Raw genomic sequence first — 16,959 nt, 5'->3', positions numbered from 1 at the left:
TTTTCAATGATCTCTTTTCTTCCGCTTCCCCGGCTACCCTTTTCTGTCGTTGGGCTTTGCCGTATTTGCGTGTGCAAAAGTAAAACTTTATTTCTAATCAGCCAAATGTTTTTGAAGAAATTTTAAAGTTTTTTTTTGTTAACCCTAAACCCTTCTCTACACATCCAACTCYTCTACTCCTGCGCTCCCGTTTTACCGGACTGCAAAGATACAAATCTTTTTSTCTTTTCCAAATTTTATTTAATTAAAATCTTAAAAAGTTTTACCGATCCGTACCCTATATAATTGCCTGAAGCAATCACATAATGTAGATGATTAGTCCTTAATGTTCAGCTTATCTAAAAGCTCCTTCTGCGCTACTGACTTAACTCTCGTTTTCAGTGGGGCAAAGATAGAAACTTCANAAGCAATCACATAATGTAGATGATTAGTCCTTAATGTTCAGCTTATCTAAAAGCTCCTTCTGCGCTACTGACTTAACTCTCGTTTTCAGTGGGGCAAAGATAGAAACTTCAGCCCTACCATCCAAATATATTTAACGTAAAATTTACTTCCTGTTCATCTTAAAACCCGCTTTGTGGGTAAGTACAGACTTATATTATTAACTTCTACATCATTACAACAAAGACAGACTTATCCACAACAATCAAATAAAGCTTCTGAGCATCACCTGAATGTTAATGAAGTGAGGCTGTTCCAGGTCTAGATGAATAGCCACAGCTTTTAAACAAGGCTTATATGCGTAAAAGAGAGTTCGGTGAAGTAGGTGTTTCCGGTTCTAAATGGAGAGTCAGGCCTTTAACCAGGCTTTATAAGTGTAGAAGACAGTTCAGTGAAGTAGACGTTTCCGGAGTTAAAGAATACCTAAAGAATTGTATAACCTAAACTTTAATAGAAACCTTATAGGTTTTCAAAACCTATGAGGTTTGAGTGAGCGTGATTAATATTATATCTATTATAATATAAGGTATACTATATAAGAGTACAGGATCTAAACCACCCGTCAAAAATCATAAGATTTTTGACACACCTCCTTTGAAGGGGAAGTTTTACTGCGGGGATTGTTGACAAGGACTAGTGGGAATTAAATTAGGATGATAATAAGGGATGCTAAAGGTAGCGGATTATAAGACCATTTTATACCCACAAAAGCCTAGCCCCGATAGAAGCGGCTACCCCGCAACAAGGAAAGCATAAGCAAAGGAAAATGCAGTGGCAAGCCCGGTGTGAGGAGTAAGAGTGGATAGCGGGATAAGCTCCCAAGAAAAAATCAGAGCTTAATTGCCCTGATTCTGTTTGTTATATATGGTACTTAAAAATTCTGCGAAGGATTTTTCCAATCCGATGATATCGCCGCTTTTTAAGTTTAAGCCTCCTATTCCGGTTTCATCAGCTTTAACTTTTGCAGATGAGATCTGGAAATATTGGTTAGAGCTGTTTTGCTTCGGCTGAATTTTGATTGTTGAGCCCAGCAGTTTTTTTGTTGAGAGGGTATATACTTCTCCCGGAATTATTTTGAGCTCAAGATAAGATCTTGGGGAAATGATGTAATCCTTTTTATTTACAGCTATTTTCTGGTCTTTGTCTGAGGAGGCAAATACATAGATGTATTCTTTCTGATCAGTCAATTTTTCTTTGGGCAGATAATACAGGTTCAACCGGTAATTTGCAGGGTTGAAATCCTGGCGCGAACCGTCAATATTTTCAAATGGCTTCAGTGAAAATGTATTAGCTCCGATTTGTTTTGCTTTTTTATAGATTAATGAAAAGATTCCGGCATCTTCTTTTGAAAATCCCTGCACCTCTATTTCACCGAGATATTCTGCACCTTCAGTTGCCTCACTGATCTTATATAAAAATTTATCTGTATTGTCATGCGTCTTTTCAACTTTTGTGAGGTATACATTTTGTGCACAGAAAAACTGAACCAGAAAAATGAAAATGAATGCGATAAGGTTTTTCATGTTATATGTATTACTGTGTAAGTATGTCAATGCATTCTTCCAGGCTGTTTTCCCAGTGTTTGGGTTCTATTTTATAAACTTCTTCAATTTTATCAAGACACATCGTGCTTCTTTTAGGCCTTTTTGCCGGCGTAGGATACTGTTCTGTTGTTAGCTGATTTAATTTTACTGATGATTTTGAAAACTCAGCGATTTTCTGCGCAAATTCAAACCAGGTGGCTTCCGGGTAATTGGAGAAATGAAAAATGCCATATGTTTTTTCAGGATTTTCGATAATCTGCATAATTGCTTCTGCCAAATCGTTTGCATTGGTAGGCTGGCCGAACTGATCCGCTACGATTCCCAGTTCTTCTTTCTGCGCAAACAGGTTCAGCATGGTTTTAACGAAATTTTTATTAAATTCAGAATACAGCCATGAAGTCCTCAGAATAATTGTTTCGGGATGAATATCTGAAGCCAGTTCTTCTCCTTTTAATTTTGAGGCGCCATATACCCCTGCCGGATTTGTAAAATCATCTTCGGAATAACATAAATTGGTGTCTCCATCAAAAACATAGTCTGTAGAAACATGAATAAAAATTGCCTGGTGCTCTTTGCACGCCTCTGCAAGATGGGCTACCCCACCGGCATTAACTGCAAATGCCCTGTCTTTTTCCGTTTCTGCAAGATCAACAGCCGTATAAGCTGAAGCATTAATACAAAAGTCCGGTTTATGATTATGGAAGAAGTCGTTAACCATGTTTTCATTGGTAATATCTAAAGTCTGGGAATCGGCGAAGATGAATTCATAATCCAGCTCAAAATCCGGGGCTATTTTTCTAATGCAGCTTCCCAATTGGCCATTCCCTCCTGTTACTAATATTTTTTTCATTATGAATTTTTTGCGTTTTGTGATCTTAAGAATTTAACTCTGGACTGAAAATCTTTCTGTTCCAAATCTACATAAAACTTATTAAAGGTTTCTTTGATTTCTTCCGGATGTACCTCGGATTTTCTTTTTTTAACATTAAAATAAATTACTGTCACCCACAATACGGCATGAATTGTTTTTTCATCCAGGCTTTTCATCAGGATTTCGACTTTGGAAGTCCTGTCCTGGATATCGATGGTTTTGCTGCTGATTACGACCGAGGTGTTATACCTTACTTCTTTCATGTAAGCGATTTCATTCTGAATGGCAATCCATGTACATCCTGTAAGTTTGGTATATTCATCATAGGTAAAACCATAAAATGTTTCCACATGGTCTTCCCTGGCATTGAACATATAGTCAAGATACTTCACATTGTTCAGATGGCCGATCGGGTCGCAATCACTAAATCTAACCTTTACCGTGGTTGATACTTCTTTTTCCATTCTGCAAAAATAAAAAAACCACCCCGATGAGAGGTGGTTAGTTTTATAAATGTTTGTTAATTTCTAAAAATTACTGAACACCCAATTCTTTCTTTACTGCAGGCGTAGCATCTACCCCTCCTTTGAATACGAAAGCTGAAGAATTTGCATCCATGATATATTCATATCCGTTTGCTTTAGCCACTTTAGAAACAGCATCGTTCAGTTTTTTCTCAATCGGCTCGTAAGCAGCATCCTGCTTAGCCACGAAATCTTTCTGAGCTTTATCGTTCATCTGCTGAATTTCTTCCTGCATTTTTGCCAATTCTGCTTCTCTTGCTTTGTTTTCGTCAGCTGTTTTCTTAGGCGCTTCTTCAGAATACAGCTTTAATTTAGCTTGTCCTGCATCTGCTTTTTTCTTAATTTCAGCTTGTTTAGTATCTAAGAAAGCTTTAAGATCAGTATCTGCTTTTTTCTTTTCAGGCATTGCGTTAAGAACACCTATAACATCTAAAGTAGCAATTTTTTGAGCTTTTGCCATACCTACTGATACAACCATCATTACCGCTGCAAATAATACACTTAATTTTTTCATAATTGGTAAATAAATAATTTAATTTGTTTTTAGATTTGTAAAATTGATAAAAGTTAAACTTTTATTTTTTGGTTTTCGTTTTTTCTTTCTTGTCGGTATCTTTTAATAAGATATCCAGTACTTTATCTGAGTAATCAAATCTTTTCTGAAGAAAAATTACATTGTTACTCGTTTTGTCAAGAACCATACCCAAACCGTTTTTTTCAGACATTGTTTTTATCGCTCCCCAAATCTGGTCCTGAAAAGGCTGTACCAGATTGGTTCTTAGTTTTTTTATTTCTCCTGTAGCTCCGAAACGTAAGCTTGTGGTGGTTTTGATATTTTTATCAAGATCCATCACTTCTTTTTCCCTGAGCTTCAGCTGATCGCCGATGAGAAGAACTTTTTCACTTTCAAAAGCTGATCTTTTACGCTCGTATTCAGACTGCAGGTTCTGCAATTCCGACTGCCATGTATCGATCTGTGCATTTAGCCTTGCCTCCGCTTCTTTGTACTGCGGCATTTTACTTAAAATATATTCAGTATCCACAACACCCACTTTCTGTGCATTGCTTAAACCGAAAAGCAGGAATAATACGAATGAGAAAACAATTCTAAAATTTTTCATAAGATGAATTATAATGATTGGTTCATCAAGAAGTGGGTCTTCCATCCGGAAGGCTCAGTTCCTGTAACTGTTTTGTCGAATCCGTAAGCGAAGTCAAATCCAATTAACCCGAATGCTCCCATGTAAACCCTTACACCAACACCCACTGATCTTTTTAACTGGAATGGATTATAATTCCCCCATGAATTCCACACGTTACCTCCTTCCGCAAACGTCAATGCATAAATCTTTGCCGTCTGGTTCAATGAAATCGGGTATCTTAACTCTAACGTAAATCTATTATAAATAGTACCTCCCCCTGTAGGTGTAATATCCTCAGAAGTTCCTCCGTAAGTGGAAGCATTTTCATAACCTCTCAACGGAATTAATTCTCTACCGTCATAACGTCCTCCGAAAAGCCCGGTACCTCCTACATAGAATCTTTCAAACGGCGGAGCCCCCAACTGCTTGTTGTATCCGTCCATGAATCCCATTTCAGCAGAAGATCTTAAGACCAGTTTTCCAACAATTTCGTTGTAAACATCAGCTTTGAACTTCACTTTATAGAATTCCATCCATTTATACTTCTCCGTTGGAGCCATTGTAGAATAATCTTTATTACTAAACAATGAATACGGCGGAGTCAATTTTACCGAAAGATCCAGGTTTGAGCCTGTCGTCGGGAAAATAGGGTCGATACCTGCAGAGTTTCTGCTTAAGCCTATATTAACACTTAAGTTATTTGCCGTACCGTAATATTCTGTTGTTCCTCCGAAATCGAAAGGATAGTTTTTAAAGTCATACTTCTGGAACTGAAGCCCTGTATACAGCGAGAAATAATCATCCGGCCATTTAAGCAATCTGTTCAATCCTACTGTAGCGGAGAAAATATTCAGCTTCTGGGAAGATCCGAACTGATCTGAGTATTTTACTCTTGAATTATTCAAACTTACAGAAAGTGCAGTAGGTCTTGTTCCGAATAACCACGGTTCAGTAAATGAAACTCCGTAGTTCTGGAAATACTGTCCTGCCTGTGCCTGAAGCGATAAAGTCTGACCGTCACCCTGAGGAACCGGCTTAAAGTCTTTAAACTTCAGGAAATTCTTTAATGAGAAATTATTAAAGGTTAATCCTAGTGTACCGATGAAACTGTTTCCTCCGTAACCGGCCTGTAGCTGCACCTGTGAAGATCCTTTTTCTACCAGTTTCCAGTTAATGTCTACCGTATTATCCTGCTGATTCGGCTGAATATCCTGTCCTACCTGTTGAGGATCAAAGAACTGCATCCCGGCTAAATCGAAATAGGTTCTTTTAATATCACTTTTAGCAAACAGGTTCCCCGGTTTTGTTCTCAGGGCCCTTAGAATTACGTGGTCATGGGTAGTGGTATTCCCTTCCCAGGTCACTTTGTTCCATGTTGCTTTTTCCCCTTCATTGATCCGGATCTCAAGATTGATCTTGTCACCGCTTACCGATTTTTCCACCGGTGTTACATTGGAGAAAAGATAACCGTTGTTCATGTACATCGACTTGATATCGGAATCATCTTCTTTTCCGCCGTCTTCCCCAACTTTTTTGTTGAATCCTACGGCATCGTAAATATCTCCTTTCTTATATCCTAACAATCTCTGAAGATAATCTGTAGGATATACGGTATTCCCGGTAAAGGTAATGTCACCAATGTAATACTGCTTCCCTTCGTTAAGCTTTACATTGATTTCATAATTGTTTCTTTTATTTCTCCAGACAGAGTCGGACACAATAGTTGCATCCCTGTATCCTAAAGAGTTATAGTAATTGATCAGGTTCTGTTTGTCTTCCTGATATTTGCCTTCAATAAATTTTGAAGACTTCAGAATACCCCCGATCCCGAATCTTTTCTGCTTGGTTTCCTTAAAAGCATTCTTTTTAAGCTTTCGGTCGGTTACCGCCTGATTTCCTTCGAATTCGATGTGGTCTATTTTGATTCTTTTTCCTTTATCAACATTAATGGTCCAGTCTACCAAATTAGGGTCACCTGCATTTACTTTATCCTGAATGGTAATTTTAGCATCTGCATATCCTTTTTTGATATAGTCTTTAGGGATATTTGTTTTAAGACTTGAAACTAAGTTCTGGGTAATTTTAGTCCCTGGCTTCAGGTTGTTGTCTTTAGCCATTTTTTCATTCTTCGATTTACCGATCCCTTTCCCGGTGAATTTCACTTCACCAAGGTCTTTAAGATCCTGCAGGTAAAAACGCAAGATAATGGTTTCGCCTTCAATACTCTGTACGTACACTTCCACCTCAGAAAAAGACTGGGTGTCCCAAAGTTTTTTAACGGCGTTGCTGATTTTCTGTCCGGGGATATCTACAGTTTCACCTTTTAATAATCCTGTAAACCTCAGAATCTGAGCCGGCGTATATTTTTTAACCCCATCTACAACGATGTCTTTCAAGGTGTAGGTTCCTGCCTGGTTTTCTGCATGTACAGAATTGCTCACCTGTGTGCTGTCCTGCGGAGTTACCTGTCCATAAAAATGTGCAGAAGCAACAAACATAATGATGGGTAATAGTCTAAACTTCATTTTTTATCGTAGTCTTTCTTTTCTTAATTTACTGGATTTTTATTTGTTCACCGGTCATCCCGAATCTTCTTTCCTTGTTTTGATAATTAACAATACACTGAAAGAAAATATCTTTTGTGAAGTCCGGCCACAGAACATCTAAAAACTGCAGTTCTGCATAGGCGATCTGCCAAAGGAGGAAATTGCTGATTCTGATTTCGCCGCTGGTTCTGATCAACAGATCAACAGGCGGAAAATCTTTTGTATAGAGGTAACTTTCGAATAATTTCTCATCAATGTTTTCTACATCTACCCTGCCTTCTTTTACGTCTTCGCTTATATTTTTTATGGCATTCAGTATTTCATTCTGGGAACCATAGCTGATAGCCAGTACCAAATTACCTTTTGTGTTTTCTTTTGTAAGTTCCACCACCCGGAGAAGCTGGTCTTTCACCAGTGACGGCAGTTTGTCCAGATTCCCGATAACATGCATCCTCAATCCTTTGCTAAAGATTTCTTCGGCCTCCAGCAATAAAGTTTCTACCAGCAAATTCATTAAAGTATTTACTTCTTCTGCAGGGCGGCTCCAGTTTTCCGAGGAAAAGGTATACAGCGTTAAATAGGGAATGTTTATTTCATTGCATGCATTAATGGCATTCCTTACCGCATTAATGGCATTCCTGTGGCCGAACGTTCTTTCTTCGCCACGTGATTTTGCCCATCTTCCATTACCGTCCATGATGATTGCAACATGCTTTGGTAAATTTTCAGGATCTATTTTATCTTTTATCAACGACATATTAATCACAATAACACGGAGGTCTTCCGAATGAGTAGGTAAGCCCTAAGCTCACGGTGTTCATCCAGTCTTTAGACTTAAGATCCCCTATATTTCTTTCTCCTATAAATGCAGCTTCTCTTTCTTTGGATACTACATAATATGCATCGGTCTCAAGCAGTGATCCTCCGGTAACAGGGCTTAAAATATCCCCGTTATAAGTAGAGATTACATCTTTGCTTAAAATTGTGCTGTAATCCAGCTGATCTGTTACCGTATATCTGAAGGTAGCTTCAGCGAAAATGGCCCAGTTATAGTTGAACTTATATTTTAAACCTACTCCAAAAGGAATATGCATAGTTGTCTTTGTTCCGGTAGCATATACAGGTGTTGTGGTAAAATCCAGCTCATTGATCGGAGCCAGTGCCACACCGTCTGAATCTCTTCTGAAATCATTTACCAGTGTAGCTTTAGGAGCATCAAACATCAGGGCACCTACCCCACCGAAAATGTACGGGCTTACCATATTTTTCTGTTCATTGTTCACCGGGAAGAAGTTGTATTCGAAAACTAAACTTGCTTCGTAAACATTATTTTTCCCGAATGAGTTTCTTCTCTGTCTGTATTCTTCTTTTGCTACTTTATCATTAAACTGTATCTGGTTATACCCAAGATCCAATCTTACGGTCTGATGGGGATTAAAATTAAATCTGTATAAAATTCCCCCATAAAACGGAACTCCCCAATCCGACGTTCTACTTAAATCCAATGGCTTTTGTAAAAGATAATTCGTTCTCCCTATATCCCCAACTAGGTTACTCATACCTAGACGAACTCCAAGTTCGTTTCTTTGAGCTTTAACACTTACCACCGTTCCTATAGCGGCAAGGAAGCTAAACAATAATTTTCTATTCATAAAAGAATATGGATTTATGGTTATTTTAAAATTTAATTTTTGCAAATATAAAACATTTTTATATTAAAGATAATCTTAATGCTTAGTTAAAAATAAACAAAAAAACATAATTTGTTATAAAGTAAACGGCAAACTCGCCAAATTATTCTTTTTTTAATAGATTCAACATGATCATTACAGTAATAAACCCCCATTAAATGAGGGCTTAAAAGTATTATTTTTTATTGAATATCTGCTGAACTTTATTCCTAATTCTTATCAGTAAAGGTTCTTTATAGAATTTGTCTTCATCAAAGTAACCGTATCCGTAACCATAACCGTATCCGTAACCATACCCCTGTTTAACAGTATAATCATTATACACGATACCCAGGTGATTAATTTCCCCGTTATGGTATTTCTCGGTGATCATCTTCAGCATATACTTTTCGGTATATTCATGGCGCACCACATAGATATTCGCATCAGAATACTTCATCAGTTCATAAGAATCTGCTACGAGACCTACCGGCGGCGAGTCAATGATAATAAAGTCATAGAGTTCTTTAAGGTCTTCTATAAACTTGATATTCCTGTCGCTCATTAAAAGCTCTGAAGGGTTCGGCGGAATAGGTCCTGAAGTTGCCACGTCAAGGTTCGGGATTCTCGTTTTGTTGATAATCTGCTCCATTTCCACTTCACCGGTCAGGTAATTTGAAATCCCGTATTTATTATCAATTTTAAAATCTCCGAAAATTTTAGGCTTTCTGAGGTCCATTCCCAGAAGGATTGTTTTTTTATCACTCAAACCAAGCACCGAGGCCAGGTTAATAGAAACATAGGTTTTACCTTCCCCTCCAATTGAAGAGGTAACTAATATAGTTTTGCTCTCTCCGTTTTCACCGGACAGGAACCGGACATTCGCCCTAAGCCCCCTGAAAGCTTCTGAAACAGAAGATTTTGGCTGTTCCAGCACGGTAAGCATATTTTCATTGCTGTTATTCCCGATTACGCCGAGCAGCGGTATTCTGGTGGCATTAAGCAACTCTTTGATATTCCTGATTTTGCTGTCCAGTAATTCTCCGATTAAAATAAAGAACAACGGTAGAACCAGCAATCCGCCTATGATTCCTAATTTTGTCGCTTTTATATTAGGTGCGATTGGTGGCTGTCCTACGTTCTTCGCAGGGTCAATAACGGTAATATCAGACTGGTTGCCCGCCATTCTCATCTGGGTTTCGTTCTGCCTTCCCATCAAGCTGTTATAAGTAGCTTCAATCATACTATACCCTCTTTCCGCATCCAGGTACCTTCTCTGTTTTTCAGGATATGTAGACAGATCTGAATTCGCCTGATCCACCTGTTGGTTGATTTTGCCGATTTCATTATAATATCCTGAATAATAATTCCTCAGGGCTCCATTAGAATTCATTTTAGCGTCATCAATCAATCTGTTGATTTCTTTCATCGGCTCAGAATTCGGCTTATAGATCAATGCCATTTCACGTCTTTTCAGATATAATGCTTTAAGCTCGGAAACTGAAGCACTGAACATCCCATCCTGGAAACCGGCGGCCGTTGTGCTGATCATTTTCTCAAAACTCTGGGCTTCAAGGCTTTGCTTGATCTGATTTAAAGATGTGATCTTGCTTTCGATATCTGCCTTTTTAGCCTCCAGTTCTTTAATCTTTGTTAAGGATTTTTCATCCCGGTCTTTAATGTCATAGAGCTTCTCACTGGTTTTCATGTAATTTAAGACATCAGCACTTGAATCCAGTTTTTTCCTGATTCTTTCAAGGTTGTCTCTTAAATAGACATCTGTGTTTTTATCAACCGTCAGCTTGTCGGCCAGTCTTCTTTTCTGCAGCTGGTTGACAGACATATTGAGAAAGTTTACCGTACTGTTAAGATTATATCCCGTCTTGGTTATAATCATAATGGTACCGATCTCTTTATCAAAATCTACTCCTATGTTAGAAACAATGTCATTAACCGACTGATTAACCGTATAAAGCTTGACAATAATATTTTCTAGCTTGATTTTAGATTTTACAGGATTAGCAATCAGCCTGAATCTCAGGTTCGGTGATGTATACCATTCCCCGATTTTTATTATTTTATTGGCTGGTCTCTGATAAGGATTGATATTAGAAAAGCTTTCGGCTTCATAGCTGTACAGATTGGTGGACTGTTCATCTTCCGGAAGGACTACTTCAAAAGTATTTTTACCCTTAGGAACCAAGGTTACCGGATAATCCATCTGCTGAAGGTGTTTTCTGTCTACCTGAAATAATACAGGAGAATCATCTCTGTCCAGATAAGTAGATTTTATAACCCCTTTTGTAGAATAATTAACAAAAAGATCAAGTTCTTTAACCAAAAACTCATTATGGGTTCTTGACAAGAGCATTTTCTTCAGATATACGCCATCCTGATTACCGCCCTGTCCCCAGATGAAATTAATCGACTGGTTAGGTGTAAAAAAGCTTGATGTATTATTGGAAATACTTAATGAAATATTGGAAGCATATATATTCTGCGCATAATACTTGCTGTATACCCAGGAAATTGCATAGCCTATGAAAAACATAAAGGCAAACCAATACCAGTTCTTCAGCAACCTTCTTAAAAAATGTTCAATATCAAACAGGGCGAAAGAACCGTATTTTTCCTTTTGAGCATCAACTTTTTCTGTTGTCGTATCTTTTCCTGGAATCATGCTATTAAAGGTTTTTTAGAAGTAGATAAATTGATAATGCCGTTGTGATTACCGATACTCCCGTTGTTAAAGTCTGAATAGGATCTTTTCCAAGTCCGTTTAAGCTCTTGGATCTTGTATTCAGATAAATTTCATCTCCGTTCTGTACGTAATAGTAAGGAGAATTCATCACATCTTCACGGGTAAGGTCTATTTTTGCGATCTTAATCCCTTCCGGAAGCTTTCTGTGGATAATAATGCTTTTCCTGTCTATGGTTCTGTTAAGACCACCGCTTATTGATAATGCTTCCGTGATGGTAAGCGTATTTTTGTGTACAACTTTTTCTCCGGTAATTCCTGTTGTTTCGATATCACCCAGAACATAAAAAGTAATTCCGTTTGTATTAAGCCTTACCTCAGATTTCCCTTCCTGAAAATTTTCATTAACTTTTTGCTGGATTTCTTCACTTACTTCCTCTATGGTTCGTCCTTCTGCTTTCACAAACCCGATCCCGAAAACATTAATATCACCTTTGGAATCCACCTTTAAGCCATTGAAATAAAATATCCCATTTCCTCCTGAATTACCGCCACCGCCTACTGAAATACCACCTCCGTTTGCCACGGTATTTGTTGTTGGGGAAACAGTAGACCCTGATGTATTGAATGAAGAATAAAACTGTGCCGCATCACCTTTCGGCGTGGTTACAATATTAAGGTTAAGGATATCATTTTTAGTAATTCTGTAGACCGGAATATTATAAGGAACCAGCCCCTCTTCATTAATGACCAGACTTTCGTTAGGCTGCATGTACCGGACATCTTTTGTTGTAATACATGATGTCATCATTAGGGAAGAGAATAATAAAAGGAATATGTATTTATAGTTCTTCATCATATTTTCAAATTGTTTGCAAAAGTAAAGATTTAATGGTTAGTGTTTTTATTATTTTTCATAACATAGATAAAATCCGGAATATAGGCCCCTAAAAAGCCTACCAGTAATACGACCACTAATAACAGGTTAATATTTATATGTCTGAAATAATAAGCAATGGTAACCACGAAAAGATAATATAAAATAATATAGAAACTGGATCTCCTGTGGGTAAGATTCAGTTTTAAAAGCTTGTGATGGATATGATTCTTGTCGGCATCAAAAGGCGATTTTTTGTTTGCCAGCCTGATGATGATAACATTCAGGGTATCTACAATAGGCAGAATAAGGATGGCCACTGCCATTACCGGAGCCGACTGTAAGTGATACCGGGGAATACCCGGAATCTCCCGGTCAATAAAAACATCAATAAAACAGATGGAGGTAAATGCCAGTAAAAAGCCTAACAGCATTGATCCCGTATCTCCCATGAAAATCTTGTTGGTCCTGTAATTGGATAAATTATAATACAGAAATGCCAGAACTGCCCCGATGACTACCACTGACAGGACAACCAACGGATAATTATACGCCCCCAGCCTGTAATAACTAATACCGAAAAGCACACTGCAGATGACAGAATAGCCTCCTGCAAGACCGTCAATCCCATCAATAAGATTAAAAGCATTGATGAGTATGATAAAAGTAACGATGCTGAAAATTACGCTGACAAAATACTTCAGTTCATAAATTCCCAAGATACCGAACAGGCTTCTGATCCTGATGTCTGAGCCAATCACAATCAATGCCGAGACAACAATCTGTGCCACCAGTTTTTTATAAGCCCTCATTACCACAATATCATCCATAACCCCGATATAGAGAAGAATGACCATAGAAGCAAATAAAAATTTATACAGGTCAAAAAGTTCGTAGGCAAAAATAGAGGCGGATATTCCGATCGAATAGAAAATAGCAATACCTCCAAGATTGGGGATCTTTCTCAGGTGAGAACTCCTTACCCCCGGTTCATCCATTAAGTTTTTCCTTCTGGAAATTTTAATAATGGTAGGAACGGAGAAAAAAGTGATTAAAAACGAGAATAAAAAACCCAGCCCTATTTTAAAATAAAAAATAGGAATTCCCGATTGAGTTAAGAACAATTCAAAATTCTTCATTTTTTCTATTCAAGTACTTCCATATCTTTATTAAGAGTTTATTGATCCGACTTTGATACTCCCGAAACAACAGTACTTAACATTTGTGTTAAATTAATTTTCTTATCAGTTTTTTCTGCCCCGCAAAAAATAACAGATAAAATATCTTTTTTTTCAGCGGCAAAGATAATAGATAATTTTGATCAAAACGATTATACTTTAATATATCTTTCAACGTTATATTTCTTTTCTTAATAAAAAGCTCAAGTTCCCCGGCCATTTCGTTGAAATTTTTTTCTTCTTTCACAAAAGCCAGATACGCCAGAAACGAATACACGCCTTCAAAAATCTGGAAGTTTTTGAGTTCTGCCCTTCTGTCTGAATATGCTGAATGAGCAAAACAAGCTTCCACATCTTCCACGGCCTTCAGGATGTCCAGGCCTTTTGCCGTATGTGTTTTTGTAATGGAATCCGTTCTTTCGAGATACTGATAATGGAATTTCTGAGTCTGCGCTATCGTATCACATTCCAGCAAAAGCTGCGGAATCAGCTGGATGTCTTCAAAATGAACGGCTTTTTTAAACCTTTTCCCGTTAAAGAGTTCTTTACTGAATAATTTATTACAGGCAAAATAACTCAGATCGGAAAAAACCGAAAAATGATCCTTAAGACCGATATGTTCCGGCATATTTGGGATTTGGGTCAGCTTTTGGGTAACATTCCCGTTTTGGTCAACTTTCTGAATATTGCAGATCACCATTTTTGACTGATGCTTTTCTGCCAGAGCCAGCATTTCTTCAAACATATCCGGCATTACATAATCGTCGCTGTCTACAAAACCGATATAATCTCCCGTTGCCCTGTCAATTCCGAAATTCCGGGCATCGCTTAATCCGCCGTTTTCTTTGGTGAACGCTCTTATTTTTTCAGGATACCGACGGGCAAAATCCTGTATGACCTGTTCGGAATTGTCTTTACTGCCGTCATTCACCACCAGGATCTCCATATGCTGATGTGTCTGCCCCACCAAAGAATCCAGGCATTTTGCCAGGTAATTTTCTACATTATAAACGGGAACAATAACGGAAACTTTCGAGGGAACATCTGCCATATTTTATATTTTGGTAAACCGTGCACTGAGCCAGCCTTTCTTGGCTTCTTCAAAATCTTTTCTGGAGCACGGAATACAGTTTTCTATATTTTCATCATCCCCAAAATACCAGAGATTACTGAATGTATCACGTTTGAAGGCATACTGGTGGTCATCAACCAGAACATAGAAGAGTTCATAATGCCTTTCCTTAGGATGGGATCTCTGGATATTGATTCCTTCTGTAAGGTACCAGATCATCTGTGCAAGAAGCTGATGGTTCAGCTTGTTTCCGGAGTAAATATTATAATTGAAGATCCCGACGGCTTTCAGGTTTTCGCTCAGCCCGATTTCTTTCATGTAGGCGCAGATTTCCCTTCTGTTTAAGCCGTTTACCTGCGGATTCATGGAAAAAGGCTCGCTGAAGCTTTCAACAGCATCACAATTGACGGTTACCAGATCTGCCTTTCTGAAAAAAGGCTCTGTTTTTTCCGTAGTGTTCATCATTTCCGCCAGACGCACGATATCAAATTCAACTTCTTTGATCAGCCGTACGGAATCTGCTTCATTTAAATGTTTCTGGTAGCCTAAATGATGATAATTTTTAATAGAGAAATTCTTTGATCCTAAAATTTTGCCTAAAAAAGTATATTCATTGATTATTTCTCCCTGATTCAGCGAAATGATATTGCTGATCTGGGTATAATTGATATGTTTCAGATGAAGGTTAAGGGCTGAAAAAAGTGAAAAAGCGAAATCATTCGAGCCTCCGATAATTACCGGTACTGCTCCTTTAAAATGACAGGCCGATAATACTTCCTGAAGAATATAGTGGGAATCCTGAACCGATTTTCCGGAAACCAGATCACCCAGGTCTACCATAGGAATATCAAAATCCAGCTGTGACAATTTGTAAAACTCTTTCCTGATCCCGGTAAAATCCTGTACTTCGGCACTCCCATTTGCCCCGCGGTAATCCGAAACAAAAAGGAGTACAATGCTGTCTTCCTTTATATTTTTCGTGATCCGGTTCCCGATCTGCCAGTTTTCCGTTTTGAAATTTCTTGGGGAAATAATAAAATCTTCAAAATTCATTCTCTCGTTGCAATCTTAATTCGGGGTCAAAAGTATTAAAATTAAATTATTTGCCAACCATAAAAAACCATTAACACTTTTTGTTAACGGCTTTGTATTATTATTTTAATCTTATTTCCTTTTTTACGGTTTTAAAATCTCAAAAACAAACGTGGTAGAAGTTTCAGATATTCCGCCCTGTGTGGCCCCGAATAAAAACTGAGGTTTTTTCCCGTCCTTACTCATTAAAATCATCGGGCGTTCCAGCCTGCCGAACCGGTTTAAATGTTTGGGAGGAGCAGGTTCACGGATGTAATGTTTCATTTCCAGATACGCAATTTCCGGCTTCGTCCATTGAATCCCGTCTTTCGTGGTTAAATGCAGGCCGTATTCGTGATTATAGAACCCCATATCTCTTGCTACCATATGGAATTTCCCATGCTGCTCCCAGACAAAAGCATCTTCCAGCTGGGCATTGTTGGGCAACGATGAAAAATCAATAACCGGATTTTCAGAGACTTTCCGGTAAGGTCCTGCCGGAGAATCTGCCTTTGCCAGTCCATATTTCCGGTTTCCTCTTACGGAACCTTTCTGGGTTACATATTCTTCGGTGTTCCAGGATTTATAGAACAGCCAGTATTTACCGTCATTCCCTTTTACAAAAGCAGGATTTGTCGTGCAGTGGTCGTCCCAGGAACCTTCTTTCCCCGGAAGAAGCAAAGGCTGTTCAGGCCTCGTCCAGTCTCCGTCGAGGCTTTTTGAAGTCGCCAGTCCGATTCTTTTGGTATTGGTTTTCCCGTTGGAATTTCCCATGAAGAACAAATAATACTGATCATCCACTTTTTTGATTAAGGGATTATGACAGGTCGTGGCATCCCAAAAACCGCTACCTCTCGGGGCAAGAATTACCTGCTTGTGCTCAAATTGATGAAAAGGGGAATCTGCTTCGGCACGGCAGATTTCAGAACCGTTGAGCCAGCCACCCATTCCTTTTTCTTTCTTCCATCGGGAATAAAAAAGATGGACTTTCCCGTCTTCACCCCAAATCGGGGAACTGCACCAAATGTAATAGCCCTCCAAAGAAAACTGCCGCCCGATGGGTTTTACCTTGAAGTAGGGTTTATCTTCTGAAGATAATAAAGAGGTAAATGAAGAACCCAGAATTACCGCACCCATTCCCAAGGCTGAAATTTTCAGAAAATCTTTGCGAGTGTATTTTGACTGGCTCATTTTATTTGATTTTCAGCTAATTTAAAAGAAATGCGAATAAACAGTATCCTGCGGTTTCGGGTTTATAATATAAGCTAGAACGTTAAACTCACATTATAAAACATTAATATAATCTACTATATTTGAATAAATTA

The 16,959-nt window shown here is 38.2% G+C and carries 14 protein-coding genes; all 14 read right to left on the bottom strand.

From position 1 onward, the window contains the following. Positions 1-1,277: 1,277 nt before the first annotated feature. A complete protein-coding gene (locus ASE55_RS17525) occupies positions 1,278-1,964 on the bottom strand; it encodes a hypothetical protein (protein WP_056222720.1) in 687 nt (228 codons plus the stop codon). A gap of 10 nt (positions 1,965-1,974) precedes the next feature. After that, positions 1,975-2,835 (bottom strand): dTDP-4-dehydrorhamnose reductase, encoded by an 861-nt coding sequence (gene rfbD, locus ASE55_RS17520; protein WP_056222717.1) that lies wholly within the window; start codon positions 2,833-2,835, stop codon positions 1,975-1,977. Beyond that, on the bottom strand, positions 2,835-3,320 hold the full coding sequence (locus ASE55_RS17515; RefSeq protein ID WP_056222715.1) for an acyl-CoA thioesterase: 486 nt from the start codon (positions 3,318-3,320) through the stop codon (positions 2,835-2,837). The genes rfbD and ASE55_RS17515 overlap by 1 nt, the downstream gene beginning before the upstream one ends. Positions 3,321-3,390: 70 nt before the next feature. Beyond that, entirely contained in the window at positions 3,391-3,894 is a 504-nt protein-coding gene (locus ASE55_RS17510; RefSeq protein ID WP_056222712.1) for an OmpH family outer membrane protein, read from the bottom strand. 61 nt (positions 3,895-3,955) lie between these two features. Beyond that, complete coding sequence (locus ASE55_RS17505; protein WP_056222728.1) at positions 3,956-4,501, bottom strand: OmpH family outer membrane protein; 546 nt, start codon at positions 4,499-4,501, stop codon at positions 3,956-3,958. Positions 4,502-4,509: 8 nt separating this feature from the next. Continuing rightward, entirely contained in the window at positions 4,510-7,047 is a 2,538-nt protein-coding gene (gene bamA / locus ASE55_RS17500; RefSeq protein WP_056222711.1) for an outer membrane protein assembly factor BamA, read from the bottom strand. 28 nt (positions 7,048-7,075) lie between these two features. Further along, positions 7,076-7,825: an isoprenyl transferase gene (locus tag ASE55_RS17495; RefSeq protein WP_056222708.1), complete on the bottom strand. Its 750-nt coding sequence runs from the start codon at positions 7,823-7,825 to the stop codon at positions 7,076-7,078. A 1-nt stretch (position 7,826) separates the two neighbouring features. Continuing rightward, the gene (locus ASE55_RS17490; protein ID WP_056222705.1) at positions 7,827-8,720 is read right to left on the bottom strand and encodes a DUF6089 family protein; all 894 of its coding nucleotides are present in this window, start codon (positions 8,718-8,720) and stop codon (positions 7,827-7,829) included. 214 nt (positions 8,721-8,934) lie between these two features. After that, a complete protein-coding gene (locus ASE55_RS17485; protein ID WP_056222702.1) occupies positions 8,935-11,418 on the bottom strand; it encodes an exopolysaccharide transport family protein in 2,484 nt (827 codons plus the stop codon). A 4-nt stretch (positions 11,419-11,422) separates the two neighbouring features. Beyond that, positions 11,423-12,292, bottom strand: a complete 870-nt coding sequence (locus tag ASE55_RS17480; RefSeq protein ID WP_056222699.1) for a polysaccharide biosynthesis/export family protein — start codon at positions 12,290-12,292, stop codon at positions 11,423-11,425. Positions 12,293-12,324: 32 nt separating this feature from the next. Then, a complete protein-coding gene (locus ASE55_RS17475) occupies positions 12,325-13,452 on the bottom strand; it encodes a glycosyltransferase family 4 protein (protein ID WP_056222695.1) in 1,128 nt (375 codons plus the stop codon). Positions 13,453-13,540: 88 nt separating this feature from the next. Beyond that, positions 13,541-14,542: a glycosyltransferase family 2 protein gene (locus ASE55_RS17470; protein ID WP_082474649.1), complete on the bottom strand. Its 1,002-nt coding sequence runs from the start codon at positions 14,540-14,542 to the stop codon at positions 13,541-13,543. 3 nt (positions 14,543-14,545) lie between these two features. Beyond that, a complete protein-coding gene (locus tag ASE55_RS17465; RefSeq protein ID WP_056222694.1) occupies positions 14,546-15,616 on the bottom strand; it encodes a formimidoylglutamase in 1,071 nt (356 codons plus the stop codon). Between the two features lie 123 nt (positions 15,617-15,739). Then, a complete protein-coding gene (locus ASE55_RS17460) occupies positions 15,740-16,825 on the bottom strand; it encodes a glycoside hydrolase family protein (protein ID WP_056222691.1) in 1,086 nt (361 codons plus the stop codon). Between the last annotated feature and the right edge of the window lie 134 nt (positions 16,826-16,959).

It is taken from the genome of Chryseobacterium sp. Leaf201 (genome assembly GCF_001421435.1).
GTDB lineage: Bacteria > Bacteroidota > Bacteroidia > Flavobacteriales > Weeksellaceae > Chryseobacterium.
The sequence above is the reverse complement of the archived record's forward strand: the minus strand, read 5'-3'. Positions and strand labels throughout refer to the sequence as shown.